Raw genomic sequence first — 20,964 nt, 5'->3', positions numbered from 1 at the left:
CGAGGCACGTGCTGCACGTGGCACCCAGGTTCCCGCCCTCGACCCGCGACAGTAGCCGATAGCGCGCGGGCATCAAGGGGCGAGGGACCGTGTTACCCGCCCCCCTCCCTCGCCTTTTTCCTTGACGCCCGCGCGCTATCGGCTCCATCAGTCGCACGGGCGGAAACCCGGGCGCCTCGCGGCAGCGAGGCCGACCCCGAGTTCCACCGGAAGGTGTCCAGCCTCAACGGTACAGCGCATTCCTCCGCCCCATCTCAGCCCTCAACCTTGACTGTGGAGACTGCCATGCAACTCGCTTCCTCATTCCGTTACGGCTCGCCGATACTGCGCGCCGACTCGCCCCTCTCGGACGACCAGATCCGTAGCGTCGCGCCGTCAATCTTCGCGGACGGCAAGCACGCAAGCCGCTCCGAACGCTACACCTACATTCCCACCATCGATGTGCTGCGCGGTCTGCGCAATGAAGGCTTCCAGCCGTTCATGGTCTGCCAGAGCCGCGTGCGTGATCCAGGCAAGCGCGAGTACACGAAACACATGCTCCGGCTTCGTCACGCCACCCAGATCGTCGGGGAAGAAGCCAACGAGGTCGTGCTGCTGAACTCGCACGACGGCACGAGCAGCTACCAGATGCTGGCTGGTGTGCTGCGTTTCGTCTGCCAGAACGGCATGGTCGCTGGCGACAGCGTGCGCGATATCCGCATACCGCACAAAGGCAACATCGCACGGAACGTCATCGATGGCGCGTTCGACGTGCTCGACACCTTCGACCTGATCCGCGAGCAGACCGACAGCATGCGCGGCGTCGAACTGGACCGCGCTGAACAGCACGCGTTCGCCCGTTCCGCCCTTGCACTGCGCTACGACCCGACTGACACGGAGGCCCCCTCCCCTGTCACCGAGAGCCAATTGCTTGCCCCGCGCCGTTTCGAGGATCGCCGCGACGATCTCTGGACGGTGTTCAACCGGGTGCAGGAGAACCTCACCAAAGGCGGGCTGCACGGGCGCTCGCGAACCGGCCGGGCAATGTCCACCCGCCCCGTCACAGGCATCGATCAGAACGTGAAGCTCAATCGCGCCCTCTGGATGCTGGCCGACGCCATGCGCCAAATGAAGGCGTAAGCGCTTGGGGCGACGCCATGTCGCCTCAAGCGTCCCAATCTGTCAGACGTCCTATCCGGGCCATGTCCTAACAGGTTCAGGAAGAAGCGCGACCCGGAACGTTTCTTTCCATTTTCTAGAGTCAGCCGCATAAACCCAAACCGAAACCCCCGATCCTGGCGCTGCCCAATCGACCGCCATGCTCGAAACCTACTTCGGCAACGAACAAGCCATCGTGACCGTACCGTATTCCAGCCTCCGACGCTCACCACTCAATACGCGCACGCAGCCGCTGCCGCCTACCAGACTGTGGACGGCCTTGTCCGGCGGGACCTGTTCAGCGACGCTGAAAACACCGGATTCATCGTTGACACAGCACTTGCAACGTCTTCGGGGCGAAAAACTCGAAACGGTAGTAGGGGACATTCGTGCCGAGCGTGGAACTGGACCGAAATGCGCATCGAGCGTGACGTACTCGAACTGAACCACTACGACAGGCTCGCTCCGACTGCGCCCCCGTGTACCGGAGACGAGCAACGCGAAATGAATGTCCTGACCGCCCCGCAGGACAAGCTTGCGGGACCAGTACGACGCGCTGTCGGAGGACGACGAAATGCCTGGGAGGAATGCGAACGGATCGAAACCGAACTGGACATCGTCACCGCTGCGATTCGGGTGGCCGAAATGCACACACCAGCATGGAGCACGCAGCAAATGGGCGAAGCCGGTGCGTTCATCATCGTCGACTCGCAAGGCGACCTCGCTATCGAGTGCGGGCTGGCGCGCCATGACAGGAATGCCGCGCGCGACACGGGTGCCGCGACGATCGGGCAAACTCCCACCCAAGAGCCGAACCCGATACTGTTTATCGGACATGCTCACCTAGCCAGAATGCGACAGCGAGAAACGTCACAAAAAGGCTGGCCGCGGCGAACAGCAGGCGAGCCAGCGCGCGGGTCAAACGCCGTTCAGTCAACTCGATACCCGTCTGTATCCGTTTCAGGGCATCGGCCATCGCGCTCCCCAACACGCCCACCGCCTCATCCATTCGCGCCCGCTGATCCCGCGCCGCCACAGCGACTGCGCCGACCATTCGGTTGCCTGCGATCTTCGCAGCCCGGTTGGCCAGCCGGTCGGCGAACGCGACTATTGATGCCTCATTGAGCGAGGCGAGCGCAGCCCGATACCCCGCTTCGTGCTCACGCGTCATGTCCTCCGCCAGCTGGATCGTCGCCTTGCAGCGCGCGAGCGCGTCGCGGTGCTGGCGCATCAAGGCCCCGGTCGCCTCATCGACTTCTCGACGCACAGCGTCGAAACCTCCTTCCCCGGCCCTGCGGATACGATCAGGCATCGCCTCGTACAGCCGTGCGTAGTATTCAAGCGCCACGATCATCGACCACAGGGCATCGTTGTCCCGCAGGTTTAACGCACCGGAAACCCGCCGCATCCGCAGCAGACTACCGTCATCGGGCAATTCGCCCGTGGCCTCGAGAAACAGGCGGGCAAGCGCGTCAGGCGACCCAGCCCGCCTCTTACGCATGAGTCGTCACCCTGGCGAACATCGTGCTGCACACTGCGCGCCAGCGCAGCAGTTCCGCCCGCTCGCCAATATGCATCGTTTCCGCCGCCTTGTGTACCGACAGACGCTGGCTGCGCAGTTCGTCCGCGACGCGATCGGCAAGGTCGGGAAAATCCAGTGACTGGCCCTGAGCCTCGACCGCCTTTCTCAATTGCGAATCCCGGTACAGAGTGAATTTCTCGGGCGGCCCAAAATAGCCGTTGCGTACGACGTGCGTGAGCGCATTCGGAAACGTCGCACCGAACCTGAGAAGCAATTCAAGGCTGTCGCGCTGCCGGTTGATGACCCACAACACAACGAGACGCCGGGCCAGTTCATCAAGTGCGCTGGCGAGCGTCCCGCCGTACTGCGCAACGCCCGCCTGGCTCCGAGCCGCCGTGTTGACGACAACCGTCGCATCCCGGTGCGCATCGCAAAAATTGACGAAGTCAATCCAGCCGCTAACGTCGTCCAGATCACACGACCCGCATACGATCTCGTCGTGGACCGCCTTCATGACATCGGGGTTGGACGTGTCCGTTTCTACCAGCACGACATTGGCCTCCGTGCGTCGAAGATAATCGACCAGCGCCAGCGTCACGAAACTCTTACCAACACCGCCCTTGCTGCCGCCGACCATATAGATAGGGGGATTTTCCGTCGCCATGCGTAACCTCTACAAGTTCTCGGTATCGGAGTTGATCGGGAACCCGAGAAAGCCCTGTACCTGTTGCTCCGGTTTGGTCACCTCCTTGTCTCCCTTTGGGTGTATTCCGGCGCGTAGCGGCTCCTCAAGTGGCGCTTCGCCTTGGGCGGACTTCCGGCCCCTCGGTGGCGGTGTCACCGGCTCCCGCGACGCGTCCCGACTACCCCGCCGCATTCGCCCCCTTCCGTCAGCGCAACGCATCGCATATCTCAAGGAATTGAGACTCACGTCAATGCCCTCCTGCGCGGCCTGCTCGATCAGCTCAGGCATCGTGTATCCCTTCTCCCGCGCCGCAACGATCTGTGTCCATATGGATTTCACGCCATCGCCCACCTTGACCGGCTGGTCGTGTTTCGCCTTTTCCGGCAGCGCATTCAGTCTGCGTCCAAACGCTTCCCACTGCCCTCGCGTGAAGTTCCTGACGTCTGACATGACTCACTCCGATACACAAGCTTCGCTCCATATTGCGCACACACTCACTCGCCGTCAACACCTGCTTCGTGCGTGCTTCGACGACGACGGAATACATCGGAATGCAGATGACATTGACGGAACGAGAATATTTTTTGCCGATTGCCAAAGCGGTCCTCGATTTTCACGGGCCTTTCAGCTGCTCTCCCACTCGTGCACACCAGCGTAATCGCGGTGAACATAATGCGCTCGCAGATTCGCACCGAAGATACGCCACGACGCAACTCATGTCTCAGGTACACGAACGCGACGCTCACTCGTCTCGACCCGCCATTGCCACGCATATGCCATACACGCGAGTGCGCTTCGCGATAATTTTCATCGCGGTGGGACTGCGGATCAAACAAAAGTATCACCCGCACGACATGCGCGATACGCCGAGCCCACCATCCACTCACTGGGCACTGCAGGACGTCCTCGGCACCTCTGCGTCTATCTCGACAGGGATTGATCGGGCGCTCGCGTGCCGAATACTTCTTCGCATCACTACGTCAAACGCGGCGCGCACTGCAATTACATGGATGCGAATTCGCGTTGTACATGGCTTACACATCGAGCGCCAGAAAGTCACACGCGGTATAGAAAACAACACGGGAATCGAGGCATGGCAGGATAGGCTTGCGCCGGTTTTTGGCGCCATTGCGACGCTCCTCGAAAACCAAGGCTGGTCCGATGTTGCGCGTGTCATCTAGATCAACGCCTGCAGCGCGCGCTACGAAGAACTCCAATGTTCTTCGCATTCGTCCACAGTTTCGCTCATAGCAAGACCTGTTCTCTTCCACATACGGAGATTCGCAGAAAAATGACTCGCTGATATTTCAGATGTCCAAACTTTCTGCTCTCGGTCTGTCTGTCTATATTGGAAGGCAGGGCAACCGACTCGTCACATTTCGCTGAGGAGCCGTTCATGTCGCCAAAGGAGGCGCCCCGATCAGGCGCCACACTCTGGAGGAACGTTCCGTGGAATATCTCAAACTTGCGATCATCCTTGGTACTGTCATCGCGATTGCAAAAAGCATTCAGCTTTTTGATCGTCACTCGCGACATCGGTACGGTTACAGTTTCTTCACGGCGCGTGGGTTTTGGCTTGCCGCAGTGGGTATCAATCTCATATGGTGGGGATATGTCGGATGGGGATTCGCACTACTGCATCACGAACCAACAAGGGCGGGGCTCGTGCTCATAGCAATGGGGCTTGCGGCAGTCATCCGATTGATGTACGAAAACATCAGAAACACAGCGCTGATGTACGGTGTTCCCGGATCGGTCCTGCAGCTCGTGCTGTTTTTCCCGGTGGCGATCTACGGCATCCCGCTTCTCGCGATCACATTCCTGTTTCTGCTCGTCGCGACATTCAAGGCCGGGCCAGCATGGCTTTCCGATCGGGAATGAGCCTAGCGGCTCGAAACTGCGGGCTCAAGTCGCAACACAACGGGCAAGACTGGGCACTGTTCGAGATTGCCGGCAACCAAGGGCCGACGGATCATCCGCAGGCCAGCGTAGAAGACCGCTTCGCATGTGGGGACAACGGGCCGCGTACCCAACCAGGCACCAAGTTTCCAAACATCCGGGACTCGGCTTGTAAATATGATTGCTGCCGAGTCGCACCATGATAACGACAGCCATCATGCGCTCTGGCCATTAGCGTTCCACATCGTGCCTGGCGCCACCGGAACGCTCGACAGTATCTGGCATCTGTCGATCCGGCATCTCGCGCCTCGCACGCCCTGCCATTGTTCGATCTCGTTGCACCGGCATGGACCCGACGAAGTACGCCATCTCAACGGCCATTGCCCGATCCTCACGGACACCCGACCTCGCCATTGCATAGGCCATTGATCGCCAGGCGGTAAATGCGCCACCTTGCGCGACCCATACTGCATCGCGCTGAGCATCGGTCGGCATCGATCTCCAGTACCTCGGCATTTCTCCACGCTCGACCATATGGACGACGGGCTGCTTCGGGTAGCGCTGCGTCACGCCGCGCACACGTCGAGGCGTCGCATTCGCCTCGACACCGTGCTGACGCAGTTTCTCCGCAAAACGCTCCCGCCATCGCTGAAGATCCTTATGGCGTGGATTCAGACGATGCCCATTCGGACCACGTACCTGTACGCTCAGATGCACGTGCGGATGAGCTTCGTCATTGTGCGCAGCGAAAACGTACGCCCGGCCATCACCGAACTCAAGCGCCGCGAAATCCCGAGCCGCATCGCGAACTGCCTTCCGATCCGTTCCGGGTGGCATCGACAGCAGGATGTTGAAAGTCTCGCGGCGCGTGCTGGCCTCGGGGATACCCCAACCGCCGAATTGCCAGGTCTTCGCGAGATCGCTTAGCGCATCCTTGCCTTCAATACAGGCGCCGTTTTGATCCTCCAGTTCGATCCGGCCGTTGCGAGAAATATAGCGCAGATGTCGACGTACAGCTCCCATGCCCTGTGCACTCGCCGCCTGGTTGGTAATCTTGACCATGACTTCCGGAGCGCGTCTGAGCGTGCGGGCGATCTGCGCACGCATGCGAGCGGCAGCGTCGCGAATGCCCACATGTGAGAGTCGCGATGCCTGCGCATGTCGCAGCGGATCATGAAACAGGCGGTCGCCCCAGTTCACGAGCATCGCATCGATGTAGATTTTCGGATATGACATGTCAGCGGCTCCATCGATCGAGGTTCGCGCGCATGATCGCAGCTGCCGTACGCAGGTGTTCGTCAATACGCTTTTGCAATTCTGCCGATTCGGACACCAGATCTCGACGCACAAGTTCGTTTTCGTCGGCACGTGCAAGTTCGCCCAACAAACGGCTGATCTCAGCAAGTCGTTGGTTCGATATGGAGAGCGCATTCAATTCGGACACGCCCAATTGCGGTTCCCGGGTCAATTGCGCCCGAACCAACGACACGATCCAGCGATTACTGCGCAGACCTATTGCTGCGGCGCACCGCTCGACCGCATTCAGCTCCGCATTGGTCAGTCGGATTTCGATGCGATGACGCGGCTCTCCAACCACCGGTCGAGGCAAGCGCCATTTGGTCGTGCCGGATCCGTCTGCCGCATTGTCACGCACAGCCGTTGCGATCAACTGACGCACGCCCTCGCCCGCCGTCACACCTCGGCGAGCACACCAGTATTCCCAGCGCACCCTGATTTCCCCGAGTTCGACGCACAAGCGCTCGCGCACGACCACGACTAGCCTCAGCGAGACGGTGCTGATTGCGGCGGCTCGGCTGGTGTGCGCTCGAGCTCGCTGGCAGGCATGCGCTCCGGCACCTGATGCTTACGCCGATCCCGGCCCGACGGCGCGTTCGGATCGAATACTTTCGGCGTAGGCACCGGAATGCCCTCGCGCCGGAATGCCTCGAGCATGCGTTCAGCGTGCTGCCGAACTCGGGTAACGGAGCGCTCGCTAAAACCCTGTTCTCGCATGGCCGCCGTGAGCACGGCTACATGCAATGCCCGTTGCCTGGACCAATAGCGCGCATCGCGGATATTGTGCGGTGCTGTCTCGTCGACTGGAACACCGAGTGAATCTGTAGATCCAGCTTGCTCAACCTGCGGATAGTCCGGCTTGTTCGAGACTGCAACGTCATGGTCCCGCTGCACGGTCTCTACCTGCCAAGTATTTCGATGAACGAGCTTCTCCTCTTCACCTATCACGCTCCCTTCGTCATTCAAAATCGGCAATCGCACGGTGACGAGGCGTTTGCCGAGATTTTCGAGTGTCACCTGCTGCCCGATCTGGGCATTCGCCTCCCGCACCGCACGCTCGAGATCGACACCCCACACGACCTGATCGACGGCCGCCTCGTCGCGAAATACCACGTAGTACGAGCCGCTGCGCGCGGGATTGTGCTGATATGGGGCCGCGCCATGCTCGAGCAGCTCTCCGACGTATTTCCGAGGGATATCGGCCTCGTCGTTTTCAGCGGTACGGCCGCCATCACGAATAGGCAGTTCAGACATCGACGCAAGGACCGATGTGGATGGAGATTTTCGGTCGCTATTCGTGCCTACGCCGGCTCGGGGTACAGTTGAAATCACAGGCGGATTATCTGTACGAGCCGCCGCGCTCGCGGCCGTCGGCGCGTCGATTTGCTCGACCACCTCGATGCGGTTGTCCAACCGCGCTTGCCGCGCCTCCGTCAGGCGCGCCAGATCTGCCGCTTTGGGCGCGTAGCCGTTCACGTCAATGCCGAGCAGCGCGCCCTGGAACCACGCCTCGCTACGAAACATTTCGTGGCCCGACACACGAATGCGCCGCCACGATTTTGCATGCGCCATGTCAATCATCGACTCGACCACATCCGGCCGGTTGTGCTCAGTTACGAGGTATGACCCTAAATCTTCAAATGCAAGCTGATACGGCGCCTCCTTTAGGAAATACTGGTTGCCCGCGCGCAGGTAACGCTTGCGCACACGTTCGGGCAACTGGTCAAGCGGCGCACTCGTCAAACTCATGTCGGCCTGAGTCCCGCTCGGCGGGCGAGTCTGAGCCCTCGACCGTGTGGTCGCATCGTCGCGGATCGCTTGCTCCCGCAATCTCGCCCGGGCGGCATCAAACTCACGTCTGCGCCGGGCCGATACGGCTGCTAGCGCAGCTGATTCCAGCCTGCCCTGGCGTTCGTCCAACGCAGCCGGTCCTCCACCGCTGGCCGTCAAATCCTGTTCGATCACGTTGATAACTGGATCGGCGTCGTTCGCGAAAGTCCTCAGAGCCATGTGGCACCTCGCATTCTAAAGATCGACGTTGAATGTCGGCTCGATGCTGGTATGCCTTATCGGTCAGGCATTGAACCGGCTTTGCGAGACACATCATGTTCCCGCGACTTCTCGAGTGCGGCCGCACGCGCTTCACGGATGCGCGTCCAGGATCTCGCCTGCAACTGATCGAGCATCGCCTCAAGATTGGGGCTGTAGTTCAACTCACGGACCGACTTCTTCAGTGAACCGACCATACGTTCCAGCAGATCGCGCGCCCGGTCCCACGGATAAACCTTCGCCTGATCGCCGTCATAGCCCACTTGCAACTCGGATCCATTCAAACGGGAGTTTTCATCCATCCATTTCAGACGGTCGGACACAAATGTCATTCGATCTTTGCGGTGGAACACGACACTGCGTGTCGCGACCTGCTGGATTAGATAGCGCTCCGTGTTGAAGACCTCACCCCGATAGGGGCCACCGTTTTCGCGCGGCGTGCCCAGCCTCAGCGGTGAGCCAAACCGATGCTCCGCGAGCGCCTTGACCTCGTTCGGAACGTCAGCAAGGCCAAACAGCGCCTCGCCGATTGGTGGACGGGTCGACGCAAGTCGAGTCGGATCGGTAGCCGATGGCGCCGCAACAGGCAGAGTGTCAGATGGAGCATCCACCGAGGGTGACGCGGAGCCGGATGCACGCTCCGTTGCCGGCACATCCGGCGTAGCCTGCTTCGGTGCACCGCGCTTTGAGGACCGGAGACGCGACGTACCGTCATCTCCTGTCAACAGCGTTTCCTTGACGTTGCTCACTTTTCCGTCCTCCTCATGCTCATTGACATCAACCACGGTCACACCGGATTCGGCGAAGATTTCCGATTGGCCATCTGCCCTGACAACAGTACGGACCACAGCGCGCAGGTATTCGCCGACCGCTTCATATCCGCTCAGCACCACCATGTCACTGAAGTCATTCGGTACCATGTCGCGGATACGCGCATCTGCGGCGAATCGTGGCCAAACCAGATGCGCACTCGCATCTTCCGCCGCACGCCGCGCCCGTGCCTGCGGCTCGCCACGACCCAGTTCACCTAGCACGATCAGCTCCGCGGCGGGATACTGTTCACGCAAACTCTTCGCTACCAGCCCCAGGTTCCCGCTGGACAGCGCCGCCGTCGCGAACCAACCTGTGGCTCTGGAGGCCGCCAGGGCAGTCGCCATACCCTCTGCGACCAAAACCCGCGACGGAGCGCTGGCCGGAATCCATCTCGGCTCCGTCGTCCAGTAGCCGCCTCTTTTCGCGCCGCCAGCCAGAGATGATTTGCGCCCGTGTTCGTCGATCAGTTCGAGCGTCGAGATCAACCCATTCCCAACAGGCACGATCAAAACACGTCCATGCAGCGGTACTTCCTCGCTGGCCGGCAGGTAGCCAAGCAGCGCACGCAGTTCAAGTGCATCGAGCTCGCGCAGCGTGTATGGCGGCTCAAGGTGTTTACGTACAAGATAGGGATGCGCCGGGCCGACTGGCCTCGCCCACTGCCAGATCGATGCGGCCTCTTGAGCAACAGCTGCGTGACGTGCTTGAAGTTGAACCTCCTCCCGTGCGCGCTGAGCCAATACCTCGGGTGACGCCGCCAATACGGTGGTCATGCGATTCGGATAATTCGCCCGCTTCAGATCGAAGCCGTGCTGACGCGCCTGCCAGAAAAGCGTAGCGAGCGTCTTGCCACCGGATGCGCTGGCCGAGCGCCATGTAGTCCGAGCTGCACGCTCGTTATAGTTGGGTGCCGTCCGACTCCACGCGTCCCAGATTTCAAAACCTTCGTCGCCGAAGCCCTGCTTGAGCGCGAACGCCATATCGACCCAGGTCCCATAGTCGTCGGCCGGAATGACGGCAAGCGCTGCACGTGCACGATCCACATCGTGTACATAGGGCGTCGTCATTGCCGGACTTCCCCGACTGGCGCACCGCTCACGGCTGCCTGGCGCGCCGGTTCAACAAAATCGAGCTCAGCCACATCAAGATCGCTTGCGCTCAGGCAACGTCTCACCTGCTCAACCTTACCGGCCGGCATACCCAGCAGCACGAAATGCCGCTCGACATAGGCCACAGCCTCCTCCTCGCTGAGGTCTGCGAGGTTCGGCGGCAGATCGCGCGGATTCCATGCCTGCAGTACTTCAAGGTACTCGTGCGGCACATGAACGAGCCCCGCGTCCTGCGGGTCGAGCTCATCGGGATGCAAGTCGCGCAAGCGACGCTGGACCACCGCGGAGAAATGCTCCATGTTCAGGGTGGGCACGGACGGTGCCGGCATGACGCGGGCCGCAAACTCGGGATCGCGCCAATAGCAGATCTTGTCGGCCAAAATCGGCTTGGTGTTTTCGAGCAAGATGATTTCCTTGTCGCGCTCCAGTTCCTTCAATTCCTGCGGCAACAGCAACGGCCGGCGCTGTTCAGATACGCTTTCGCTTGAACCACCCCGGCCGCCAAAAAATGCGTTGGGGCGGCTCACACTGCGCGATTGGTCGGTAAACGTACCGAGCATTTCCGAGTATTCGTTCGCGTCCTTCTGCTCGCGCGGTGCATAGAGGATCTGCATCGCGTGGTTCGTGATGATGGTACGGGCATCGGATCGCCCGTAAACGGATTCGAATTGCGCGATCGATTGCACGATCGACAGCACACGCAGGTTGAAACCCGGCATATAGGCAATCGCGCGCGGAAGAATGTGGATCTTTCCGATTGCCGTCATCTCATCGAACACAAGCAGGCATTGGAACTTGAGTGTAGGATCGGCTTCGGGCAGCTGCTTCGTGTTCAAGTTGATAATCTGCGAAAAGAGCAGGTTCACGATCAAGGCTGCTTCCGCCAGATGATCTGGCGTGACACCGATATAGATGGAAATACGTCGGCGCCGCAGATCGCGCAGATCGAAATCGTCCGCGCTCGTTGCTGCGTCGACAATCGGGTTGGCCCAGATCGTCAGCGGCGCATTGAAGGTCGCCAACACGCTCGCCAGCACCTTGTCGTCATTAGACAGGAAGCGATTCAGTGCATCCACGCATTGTTGCGAGAGCAAGCCACGATGCCGGACCAGCGCTCGCTGCAAATAGGTTTTGACTGGCATGCCATTGCCCGACGACTGCCGCAGCACTTCGCCCATCGTGACGGGAAAATCGGGACTCGACGCGTCCTTGCCAGCCCGGTGCGCATCGCGCCATTCGCACAGCAGGAGCACGATGCCGAGGAACAGATTTCGCGCCTGATCTTTCCAGAAATCGTCGTGACCTCCGGGTGGATACAGTGCATAGCCGATCGCGAGAATGTCGCCCACCCGGAACAAGCCATCTGAGATCGCCGACAGTGGGTTGTAGCGGTGTGTCCGGCCATCTTCGGCAAACGGATTGAACAGATACACATCTTGTCCATGTGCGCGGCGAAAGCCGGATGTGGTCGCATAGTTTTCCTGCTTGATGTCGAGCACCACGACCGAATCGGGAAAGGTGAGCAGATTCGGGATCACTACGCCAACTCCCTTGCCGGAGCGGGCAGGTGCGGCAAGTAGCACGAACTGCTGACCTCCAAATCGCAGGTAGCGGCCGCGCCATATTCCAACGACAATCGCAGGTGGCGTATCAAGGCGGCCATGCGTCGTCATAGCAACCCCGCCTGCCGGATTTCCGATTCATTCGCAAAGCGCGCACTGCCATAGAGACGACGCCGATGCGAGCTCGCCCATAGCGCATGAAAGCCCACTACCGGACCACCCGCGGACACGAGTACAGCAAACAACGCCGCCCCCACGAGCTTACGCCCGACGTTCGGCATCATTCCGTCTCGCCACATCAGTACTGCGTCGAACCAGCCCCACACTCCCGCATGCAGCGGATTCATGCGCAGGCTGGCATAGAAGATGAACGATGCGAGCCAGAGCGATACGGCTAGTCCAGCCATCAGGCAAGCTAGTGCGGCCAACGTCACGACAGCCGTCCGAACATGTTGGCGCAAAGGCAAAGACGGATGATCCACGCGCGCCCCCTATACAAACGCGGTGCGCGCCTTGCGCACCGGATCGAACCAAACTTCGGTCATGCCCCAACGCCTGCCGGTCTGTTTGTCCTCTGCGTCGAACACCGCGCGTGACTCCATGTGCGCGACGAGATCGACTGTCAGGAACAGCAACCGCTTGAGTGCGGCATCATCCCAAGCTGCGGCCTCCGGATGTTCCTTTGCCATCAGCGCGAATCGCTCAATCGCGACGGTCACATTGGGCGCGTGATAGCTCGTGATCGACCCCGCGTGTCCGGTCGTCAGCAGCTTCAGGAAGTCGTAGGCTTCGGCACCACGCAGTTCGGCCAACAGCACGCGATCCGGTCGCATGCGCATCGCGCTTGCAATCAGGTCTGCTGGCGTCACCTGCGCGTGACCATGCCCGCCCTTGCTGTAGAGAAGATGCACGCAGTTCTCGACGTGCCGAATGACTAGCTCCCGCACGTCCTCGATCGTCACGATCCGCTCGGTCGCAGGAATCGAGCGGCACAAGGTCTTCATGAAACTGGTCTTGCCGGACCCCGTATTACCGACCACCGCGATGTTGCGTCGTCCCCTGACAGCATGCTCGAATAAGGTAACCCAATCATGCTCTTCCAGGCATTGGACGAGATCGCGGTCTTCTGCGGACAAGTCCGCCCAAGCTGAGTCGAGCCCGTCTGGCCTGCGCCATACCGTCGCGTCGAACAATCCCTCGTCCCGACACGCGTTGAGCGTCTTCTCGTCCGGGGACGGACGGCGAATCGTGACCGACACCGTGCGCGCCGGTACGACCGGCGGAACCACAATCTGGATCCGTGCGTCGTCCGGCAACAGCGCCGACAGAATCGGATACCGCGACGATACTTCCTGGTTAGTCAGGGTGGCGACCGACACCGCGAATGACATCAGCCGGTCGAAATCGAGATCGGCGTAGTCGTGGCCGTGCCAACCGACCGAGTTCTCGGTCAACACACGCTGCGGCCGATTGATCACCAATTCAGTCACCTCGGGATCGTCGAGCAGCCGCGCAAACGGTCGCATCAGTTCGCGCACGGAGGCGTCGTCGGGTAACCGAGCCAGCACGGCGTTGCGTGTTGCATCCAACGGGGGCGAGTGAGTCATCATCGCGTGCCCTCTGGCTGCAGGGCATACACCGATCCGAAATCCAAATCGCGCGCAATCACGATTGTGAACTCCGCGCCCTGGTTCTGGGTGAGCGTTGGCGGGATACCGATCGTGCTGTCGAGCACGCGCGTGGCCATGTCGTTGCCCTGCTGTTGTGTGCTTTGAAACATCACCGATCCGTTGGCGCTGCCGCCGCGCGTCGACAGATAGCCGATCGCGTCCTGGGTAACGCCAAGCAGCATTGCGGCACCGATGCGTTGACTCCAATGGTTGTCCACGTAGCCGTCAATGCCCATGCGGCCGAGTGCGTCGGCCGCCGGCGAGTCGACCTCGACCGTGACACCGTTGGGTGTCTTGATACGGGCCGACAGCACGAATACCCGCTTCTGTCCCGGCGACATGTTCGCGCGATACTGGCTGTTAATCTGCGAACCCCGTTCAATCAGCACGACGTTGCCATCGTCGGAATACACGTTCTTGGTCACCGTGCAGGTCGACAAGCCGGCCTCGGTCGAATCAAATGCCGTATCGCCGGCACAGTCGATCTTGGCGCCCTGCGCAAGCACCAGGCTCCGATTGCCGAGCATCCCGGCCTGAACACGCGGTGTCACGGTCGGTATCAGCGCCTGGCCGAGCCCGCCCCCCATCTGCCCTGGATCTCGAGCTGACACGCCTGCACCGCCGCTAACGCCCGCGGTAAGCGGGAAAGGTACACTACCCGCCCGCCCAACGCGGGGCGCTACGCCCGCGAGTTCCTGCCCACCGCCCGTTTCCAGCAGCGGCGCATCGTAGTAGCTGCGGGGTGTCGCAGCATGTGCAATACGAGCAGGCGTGGCCACGCCCGCACTCGATGCCAGGCGCACGGCGACTGCGCTTGCTGGTACCGGTTCGGAGGCTGCGCTATCAACCGACGACGCGGGCAGATCGTTGAACATGCGCCCCTGGGAAGACGTACCTGTCATCGAATCGCGCCGCGCCTTCGCCGCGGCATCGTGCCGCGCGAGAAATCCGTGCACGGTCCAAACGGCGCCGACACCGACGATCAGTACGATTGCGACAGGTGTGAGCCACCAGGCGCGTGGACGCGCGCCTCGGTATTGCCCCAACGCTGGCATACCTCGATCAGCGGAAACATTTGATGCTCCCGCGTTCAGGCTGCCTTCATGCCTATGCTCCGAACTATCGTCGGGCCCGATCACGTTGCGCGGGCTATCGTCATTCATCGCGATGGCTCCGCAGAATGCGCTTCACCCCGTTGACCGTCGTGCCGTCATGCGCCGGCACGCCGTCGATGTCGTAAGCGTCATTCCAAATTCCAACGACCTCTCGTGCGAGCCGCAACACAAATCGCTTCGCCACCTCGTGCACGACGATCGTATCACCGTGGATGTGCTTGTCGACCACGCTTTCCGTACCGTCGTCGTCCACGCGGAAAATCGCCGGCATGCGCCGGTTGTTCGGAACACGCAGATACGTAAAACGTCCGTCGTCCCATGCCGCAGTCGGCGCGATGTCGTCGGAGTTCGGCATCACCTGCATCGAATAGTGTGCATTACGCACGGCCGCCGGCCGCGCCAGGCGCTTCGCAACCAACTCGCCGTCCGATTCCCCCGACGCCCGCTTCGCCAACTCGTCCGGATAAACGAAAGTCACGCGATACATCACGCGGTCATTGCCGAACTTCGACTTCAGCGGAAGCACCACGAGATCAAAACTGTAGCTATGCCGGTCGGTGCGAATTTCAAGATTCGAATCGTGGGCGGCAAGCTGCGGCTTCAGGTACACATCGTGATCGCCCTTGTTCGCTACCACCTGCCAGCCGTCTCGATCTCCTGGCGCGACTACCTGAATGTGCTCGTGGGAACCCAGCGCGATGTGCGTCGCGAAGCCGCGTTGCGCCTGCACGCGCACCACCTCGTCGGCTCGATAGATGACCTGGCGAACGCGCGAGTCGCCGTTCCAGCCGGGCAGGTCAACCGCTCGCGCCCCCCCTGCGAATAGCAGGCTTGCCAGCGCGATGCCGATCGGAAGCACTCTCATGGTGTGCCTCCGGCTGCCGACGCCGACGGCGTATATTCCGTATCCCGGCTATAGGCGGTGACCTTGAAGCCGAATGGATTGGCGATCGCCACGCTCTCACGTGTGAATACGGGCGGCCGGTAGGTATAAGCCAGCGTGATCACGAAGCGCTGGGTTGGCTCGGCATGCGCTTCGCCATTCTTGAACGACGTCCGTTCGACGTGCACAACCGCATGGCCGGGTTCGTCAGGCGGCAGCGTGACCGAGAGAATCCGGATCCGCCGCTCAACACCCGCACCCAGCTGCCGATCCAGTGGCTCGGGACCGCTGTAGAGGCCACGGTAATCGCGAGCGACCACGTCGTCACTCATCGAAAGTACGCTGTCGTAGTCCATCTGCAGCAGTCCCCAGTCGTAGCGCTCGCGTGCGCGCACATATGTCTCGACCCAGTGCTTGTCCTGGATTTCCTTCGTGTGCACGTGGCGGGCGTCGAGCACGTCGATCACCTGGGATTCCCCTGTCAGGCGATCGACCTCGATGGGCAGAGGCACGACGCGATAGAACGGCACCATCACAGCGAGCGCTCCCGTGCTCAGCACGGCAATGCCAACTGCCGCGTAAGCAACGTGCCACGCGCGCCGTTCCGAGCGCTCCTGCAGGTGAGTCAACGACGCCTCGATGTCAAGTACGCGGCCATAACCGTGCGAGCTCATGAGTGGTCTCCAGCATCCTGCAACGCGGGCTGGTCGGGAGCAGCCGGCACTGTCGTTGGCACGTCAGGCACTGGCGGGACACGATTGACCGGCACGCGGTGCAGGCCGTCCGGCAGTACGGGCTTGGGTGGTCCACTGCTGCAGGCAGCAAGACTCCACGCGAGGCACCCGGCGAACGTCAACGAACTCAGGATGGACATGGTGTCGCCTCAGTTGCCGAATGACGCGGGCACCATCTGGTCCTGGAGCCGGTTGGTCTTAGCCGCTCGGCTCAGCACCAGTTCACTTTGCTGCTCGGCGACGAGCTTGTCCTCCGTCTCGGCCAGCATGCGAAAGAGCTGCAGTTTGGTCATCTCGTTGCCGACCGCGGTAGATTCGGTCTGAATACGCGCCTGCAACTCCGCGACGCCCTTCGGGTCCTGCGTCGCGTTGATTTGTTGTCCGAGACTTTGTATCTGGTCCAATTCCTGCAGCTCGGTCTGATATGCCTGCAGCCCGAACGCCTTATCCTGGTACGGCTTGTTGAGCGTGCGCCTGCACACCTGCTGGTCCACCCCAGTCTGGTCCTCGCAGTCGTAGATGCGGCTGGCCAGGCGCAATGCCTGCGCACTGCCCGTCAGGCCCGCGTAGCCGCCATTCTGAATCGCGGTATAGACGCTCTGCCAGTTCGACGGCAACGAGTTGGCGACGACCCGATTGTTCAGAAGCGCGCCGAAACCGCGTGTGCCGATCGTCGACTGATAGATCTGCATTTCTTGCTGCACTTGCTGCTTGAGCTGGCCCACGGTGGCAATGGCCTGCGCAACGCTCTGCGCGTCGTAAACCGGGATCCCTTGCGCGTGAGTGCCGGTGGAATGCGCCGCACACACGAACGCGACAGTGATCCATTTGCTTCGTCCGATCATGGTCATTGCCTCCTGGTCAGCCGTCGTGCTGGCCCAAATTCGCGCGTGCAGCGCGCTGGTAAGCGGGGGGCCCGCCACCGCCCGACCGAGATCGCCCGGCCGAACCCGTCCGGTCACGAATTTCGCCACCGGAGGTCGGGCCTCGCCCGTTACGGTTGAATGCCCGCCCGATCGCCGCGACGAGGCTTCGCGACGCGATGCCGGCCACAAACGCGCCGAACCCTGACAGCGTGGCGCCGCCAGACAGGCCCGCTGCAACCGCAGGCAGTTGCCAACCGATCATCGCGAGGAACACCCCGGTCGCAAAGAGCCCAAGCGCGGCAGCCGCTGCGGCGGCGTCGTCGAGTGCGGCGGAAACGGCTTGCATCAGGGCTGACGAATCGGCACCGGGGGCGCGGCCCGTCGCGTGGAACGCAGTGAGATCGGTCGAGAACGCCGTGAGCGCCATGCCAAGGAAGGCAGCCACCAGCACCTGTAGCAACGCGTAATTGGCAACCTTCGCGGTCCACGCTTCGAAAAATCGCGCCGTCGGCGCAAACGCGGCGCACGCGATGAAGATCGGGCCCAGTCCGAGCACGAGATCGAGCAGCGTCCTCGCCATCACGACCTCGAAGGCCAGCACGATCAAAAAGATGGACCCGCCGAGCGCCGCGACGAGGCCGCAGAGGAAATCTCCAATCGCGGCGGCCAGACCGCTCGGACTGATTCCCTCATGCGTCGCCTTGTTGAAGTAGGCGTCCATCACGAGGTCGACCTGCTGGTCGTAGCAGTCAAGCGTCTGATAAATGCTGCTCGCAGCGCTCTGTCCCGTCACGCTGCCAGCGTTGGCAGAGCCGCATCCCGGATTGCCCCCGCCCGTCGTGTTCGCCGCGTTCTGGATGGTCTGGGCCAGCCCGGCCGTCGCGCCGTTGACGGCGGTGACGACCTGCTGCTGGTAGATCCCGGCGCTCAGCGCAAACGCCAGCGTGATCGACACTTTCAGCCCGCGCCAGGCAAACGCCGGCACCGCCTCGTGGGCTTCGCCGCGTACCACCGCGAGACCAAAGGCCAGCACCCAGATCGTGATGCCCGTAGTCACGACCGGCACGAGTGCTCCGGAAAGCGCCGACGATACGGTCGTCACGTAGGTCGACATGCCGTCGTCGAGGGTGCCCCCCAAGGCAGCAAAGAGACCGCTCATCGAGCACCTCCCGACGCGGGAGCTGGCGACAAGCGCGAGCTCGCCTGAGCCGCTCGGCGCTTCGCTAGTCGCTCATGAAAAACAGGCAACCAGTCTTTAGGCATATCCCCGACTTCGGCACGAATCGCATCGAGCAACTCGACGTTATCGGTCGTACCGGACAGGACATCGAGCACATCGCCAAGCCCGGCGAGATCGAGTCGGCCGATCGCGGAGCGATGGCCCTGCTTGACGAGGAACAAGCGGCTGCTCTCGCCCAGGTTGCGCACGATATTGAATTCGGCTTCGGTCAGCTTGAAACCATGCACGTAATCGTCGTAGTCGGCACGCGGATTCGGCAGGAAGAAAAACGTCGCACACTGCTCGATCAGCGCACTGGCTATTTCGCTTCGCAATACGTCGGCCGGTGACTGGGTATCAAAAATCCCCAGCCCGTTCTGCTTGCGGATTGTTTTCTGCTTGTTCCTCGCAAAATCCGTGAAGACCTGGTCCCCGAGCCGCTTCCAGAACTCGGTCATCACATAGATGAAGCGTCGCCCATCGATCAGGTCTTCGGTCCGATGCAGCAGGTACATCGTCACGGGCGTCGACACCTCGGGATCGTCCAGCAGTTCTGTGTCATCGAAGCCGAACAGTTTCGCGTGCGCCAGGTCGATCCGATCTGTCGGATTATCGAGTACCCACCCCAGACGTCCACCCACACACCATTTGGCCAGTCGCGCATGCAAGCTGTTTTCGCCAACGTTCGGGAGAAGTTGCCACACCATCGACAAACGCCGCAGGGGCTTTTCCATACGTGCCACCTCTCGCACGGCACGTGAAACGTCAAGTTCGTCCTTTGCGGACAACGGCTCGCCGACGTTGACGAGCTTGCGCACGAGGCGCTCCCAAAAATCGATCATCGGCTCATCCGGCGCCATCTGGAACGGGTTCAGGCCGGTGGGCTCTCCGCGGCGGAACACGGTATAGGTGCCGCCCATCGCACGAATCGCGATTTCCGTGCCGCGATCCTTGTCGAACAGCACCGCCGTCAGGTCATACTTGGTCGCCATCGCGAGCAAGAACAGCTCGAGCACCGTCTTGCCCGCTCCCGCCCGGCCGATGATCTGCGTATTGGCCAGTGCCTTCTCGTCGAGTGAGTCGTGCTTATCCGGTGTCGCGTGGAAGTTCAGATAAAGCGGCTGACCACTGGGTGTCTTGACGATCGTGATCGCCTCGCCCCACGGATTGCCGTCGCGCTTGCCGGCCGCGAAGTTGTGCAGGCTTGCCAGACCGCAAAAATTGCGCGATGTGAGCTTTGCTTCGCGGGGTCGGTAGCGCCAGTTGGCCGGTAGTTGCGCAAACCAGGCTGCATCAGCCACGAGATCGATCAATGCCGTCTGGAATCCGGCATCGGCCAGCTGCGTTCGTGCCTTCGCGACGCTGGACGACACTTCATTGAGTGAATCGCCGAGCACCGCCAGCGAGTAGTGATACTCACCAAGAACGAAATTCCCGTTGATCAGGTCGTCGAGCGCATGGTCGATTGCGTCGACCTGGGACAGGGAGACGTCCTCTCCGGCGATAAGCTGATTGCGCTGCCGCTCCAATGTCTCCTTCGCCGTGGGTTTATCCAGAATCGTGAAGCTTTGCGTCTCGATATATTCACAGTCGCCGTACAGCAGACCATTGAGCATGCCCGGTTCGGTGTCTTCCGGATAATCCTTGATGTCGAGCATCGCCGCGAACCGCGTTGCCGTCGGCATGCGAATCTCGATTTTCTCGGCACCCACAAAGAGTCTCGAAACTGGCAGCGCCTCGCGGATCGTGCCAGCTGGCACGGGCACAGGTTCCCAGACGCCATTGACCAGATAGCCGAGCAGTTCCAACGCTGACGAATAGCGGAACGAAGTGGCCACGGCGGGACTCGGCCGGCGATAGACACCGAGCGCGACCGGCTCATAGGGTTTCAGGCTCGATTCGACCTGGGCAGCAAGCTCCGACATCATCTTCAGTGCGTCAAGCTGATCGCGCCGGATATCGTCGCGCGTACGGCGCGCCGCACGGCTGAAGACACCGCCGAGGCGGGTGCGGTTTGGCCGGTAGACCACCGTCAGATACAACTCGTTGGCCATCATCCGGTAGCCCGAGAAACTCGCGTAGTAGCGCGTCGCCAGTTCCTCGCAGAAGTGGTCGTCGTACTGCGTCGAGAATCGGTCCGATACCCGTCGGCGCAGACGATGCGACCACAGCGCCACATGGCCTCCCGCCAGTCCGCGCACAAATTGGCTGAATCCCTCGTGTCGCACGAGGATGTCGGTGGGATCGGCTGCCTCAAACGCGATGCCGGCGATCTTCCAGATTTGCAGGTAGTCGCCTTCGCGGGTCTTGATGACGTGGTCGGTCACATGCGTCGAGTACGGGATACAGCTGGCAAGCGGCACTTCCCGGCTCGCGACGGCTCCGACGTACGATAGGCGCGCCAT

General features: G+C 61.3%; 20 protein-coding genes. 3 read left to right on the top strand and 17 right to left on the bottom strand.

The genetic code is table 11. The features are described from left to right. Positions 1–285 precede the first annotated feature (285 nt). The gene (locus C3Y15_RS19440; RefSeq protein ID WP_011879943.1) at positions 286–1,119 is read left to right on the top strand and encodes a DUF932 domain-containing protein; all 834 of its coding nucleotides are present in this window, start codon (positions 286–288) and stop codon (positions 1,117–1,119) included. A gap of 189 nt (positions 1,120–1,308) precedes the next feature. On the opposite strand, the gene C3Y15_RS19435 is transcribed toward C3Y15_RS19440, so the two are convergent. From C3Y15_RS19435 to C3Y15_RS19420, 4 genes are read right to left on the bottom strand one after another with little or no spacing between them, the layout of a single operon-like run. After that, entirely contained in the window at positions 1,309–1,974 is a 666-nt protein-coding gene (locus tag C3Y15_RS19435; RefSeq protein ID WP_124259975.1) for a hypothetical protein, read from the bottom strand. After that, a complete protein-coding gene (locus C3Y15_RS19430; RefSeq protein ID WP_011879942.1) occupies positions 1,964–2,638 on the bottom strand; it encodes a hypothetical protein in 675 nt (224 codons plus the stop codon). The genes C3Y15_RS19435 and C3Y15_RS19430 overlap by 11 nt, the downstream gene beginning before the upstream one ends. Then, positions 2,631–3,323, bottom strand: coding sequence for a protein mobD (locus tag C3Y15_RS19425; protein ID WP_059720472.1), 693 nt, complete (start codon positions 3,321–3,323; stop codon positions 2,631–2,633). The genes C3Y15_RS19430 and C3Y15_RS19425 overlap by 8 nt, the downstream gene beginning before the upstream one ends. Positions 3,324–3,332: 9 nt before the next feature. Then, positions 3,333–3,794 (bottom strand): hypothetical protein, encoded by a 462-nt coding sequence (locus C3Y15_RS19420; RefSeq protein WP_060044183.1) that lies wholly within the window; start codon positions 3,792–3,794, stop codon positions 3,333–3,335. Positions 3,795–3,895: 101 nt separating this feature from the next. Here C3Y15_RS19420 and C3Y15_RS19415 point away from each other — a divergent pair, with 101 nt between their 5' ends. Continuing rightward, positions 3,896–4,525 (top strand): hypothetical protein, encoded by a 630-nt coding sequence (locus C3Y15_RS19415; RefSeq protein WP_124259976.1) that lies wholly within the window; start codon positions 3,896–3,898, stop codon positions 4,523–4,525. Between the two features lie 268 nt (positions 4,526–4,793). Further along, positions 4,794–5,225 (top strand): hypothetical protein, encoded by a 432-nt coding sequence (locus C3Y15_RS19410; protein ID WP_011879938.1) that lies wholly within the window; start codon positions 4,794–4,796, stop codon positions 5,223–5,225. 249 nt (positions 5,226–5,474) lie between these two features. Here the strand turns inward: C3Y15_RS19410 and C3Y15_RS19405 are convergent, their stop codons facing one another. The 13 genes from C3Y15_RS19405 to C3Y15_RS19340 form a co-directional block, all read right to left on the bottom strand. Next, positions 5,475–6,479, bottom strand: a complete 1,005-nt coding sequence (locus C3Y15_RS19405; protein WP_059475157.1) for a relaxase/mobilization nuclease domain-containing protein — start codon at positions 6,477–6,479, stop codon at positions 5,475–5,477. 1 nt (position 6,480) lies between these two features. After that, a complete protein-coding gene (locus C3Y15_RS19400) occupies positions 6,481–7,017 on the bottom strand; it encodes a plasmid stabilization protein (RefSeq protein WP_124259977.1) in 537 nt (178 codons plus the stop codon). Between the two features lie 8 nt (positions 7,018–7,025). Next, positions 7,026–8,549 (bottom strand): LPD7 domain-containing protein, encoded by a 1,524-nt coding sequence (locus C3Y15_RS19395; protein ID WP_124259978.1) that lies wholly within the window; start codon positions 8,547–8,549, stop codon positions 7,026–7,028. Positions 8,550–8,605: 56 nt separating this feature from the next. Next, the gene (locus C3Y15_RS19390) at positions 8,606–10,468 is read right to left on the bottom strand and encodes a PriCT-2 domain-containing protein (protein WP_045579591.1); all 1,863 of its coding nucleotides are present in this window, start codon (positions 10,466–10,468) and stop codon (positions 8,606–8,608) included. Further along, entirely contained in the window at positions 10,465–12,183 is a 1,719-nt protein-coding gene (locus C3Y15_RS19385; protein WP_011879932.1) for a type IV secretory system conjugative DNA transfer family protein, read from the bottom strand. The genes C3Y15_RS19390 and C3Y15_RS19385 overlap by 4 nt, the downstream gene beginning before the upstream one ends. Continuing rightward, complete coding sequence (locus C3Y15_RS19380) at positions 12,180–12,554, bottom strand: hypothetical protein (protein ID WP_081091351.1); 375 nt, start codon at positions 12,552–12,554, stop codon at positions 12,180–12,182. The genes C3Y15_RS19385 and C3Y15_RS19380 overlap by 4 nt, the downstream gene beginning before the upstream one ends. A gap of 9 nt (positions 12,555–12,563) precedes the next feature. Beyond that, the gene (gene virB11, locus C3Y15_RS19375; protein ID WP_011879930.1) at positions 12,564–13,682 is read right to left on the bottom strand and encodes a P-type DNA transfer ATPase VirB11; all 1,119 of its coding nucleotides are present in this window, start codon (positions 13,680–13,682) and stop codon (positions 12,564–12,566) included. Next, positions 13,679–14,905, bottom strand: coding sequence for a type IV secretion system protein VirB10 (gene virB10 / locus C3Y15_RS19370; protein WP_011879929.1), 1,227 nt, complete (start codon positions 14,903–14,905; stop codon positions 13,679–13,681). Before virB10 ends, virB11 begins: the two co-directional genes overlap by 4 nt. Further along, positions 14,898–15,722, bottom strand: a complete 825-nt coding sequence (locus C3Y15_RS19365; protein ID WP_060044177.1) for a TrbG/VirB9 family P-type conjugative transfer protein — start codon at positions 15,720–15,722, stop codon at positions 14,898–14,900. Before C3Y15_RS19365 ends, virB10 begins: the two co-directional genes overlap by 8 nt. Next, positions 15,719–16,414, bottom strand: coding sequence for a type IV secretion system protein (locus C3Y15_RS19360; protein WP_045579587.1), 696 nt, complete (start codon positions 16,412–16,414; stop codon positions 15,719–15,721). Before C3Y15_RS19360 ends, C3Y15_RS19365 begins: the two co-directional genes overlap by 4 nt. Before the next feature lie 209 nt (positions 16,415–16,623). Next, entirely contained in the window at positions 16,624–17,319 is a 696-nt protein-coding gene (gene virB5 / locus C3Y15_RS19350) for a P-type DNA transfer protein VirB5 (protein WP_011879926.1), read from the bottom strand. Positions 17,320–17,335: 16 nt separating this feature from the next. Then, entirely contained in the window at positions 17,336–18,499 is a 1,164-nt protein-coding gene (locus C3Y15_RS19345; protein ID WP_060044176.1) for a type IV secretion system protein, read from the bottom strand. Next, positions 18,496–20,964, bottom strand: coding sequence for a VirB4 family type IV secretion/conjugal transfer ATPase (locus C3Y15_RS19340; protein WP_124259979.1), 2,469 nt, complete (start codon positions 20,962–20,964; stop codon positions 18,496–18,498). The genes C3Y15_RS19345 and C3Y15_RS19340 overlap by 4 nt, the downstream gene beginning before the upstream one ends.

It is taken from the genome of Burkholderia sp. B10, from assembly GCF_004368385.1.
Classification (GTDB): Bacteria; Pseudomonadota; Gammaproteobacteria; order Burkholderiales; family Burkholderiaceae; genus Burkholderia; species Burkholderia vietnamiensis.
The sequence above is the reverse complement of the archived record's forward strand: the minus strand, read 5'-3'. Positions and strand labels throughout refer to the sequence as shown.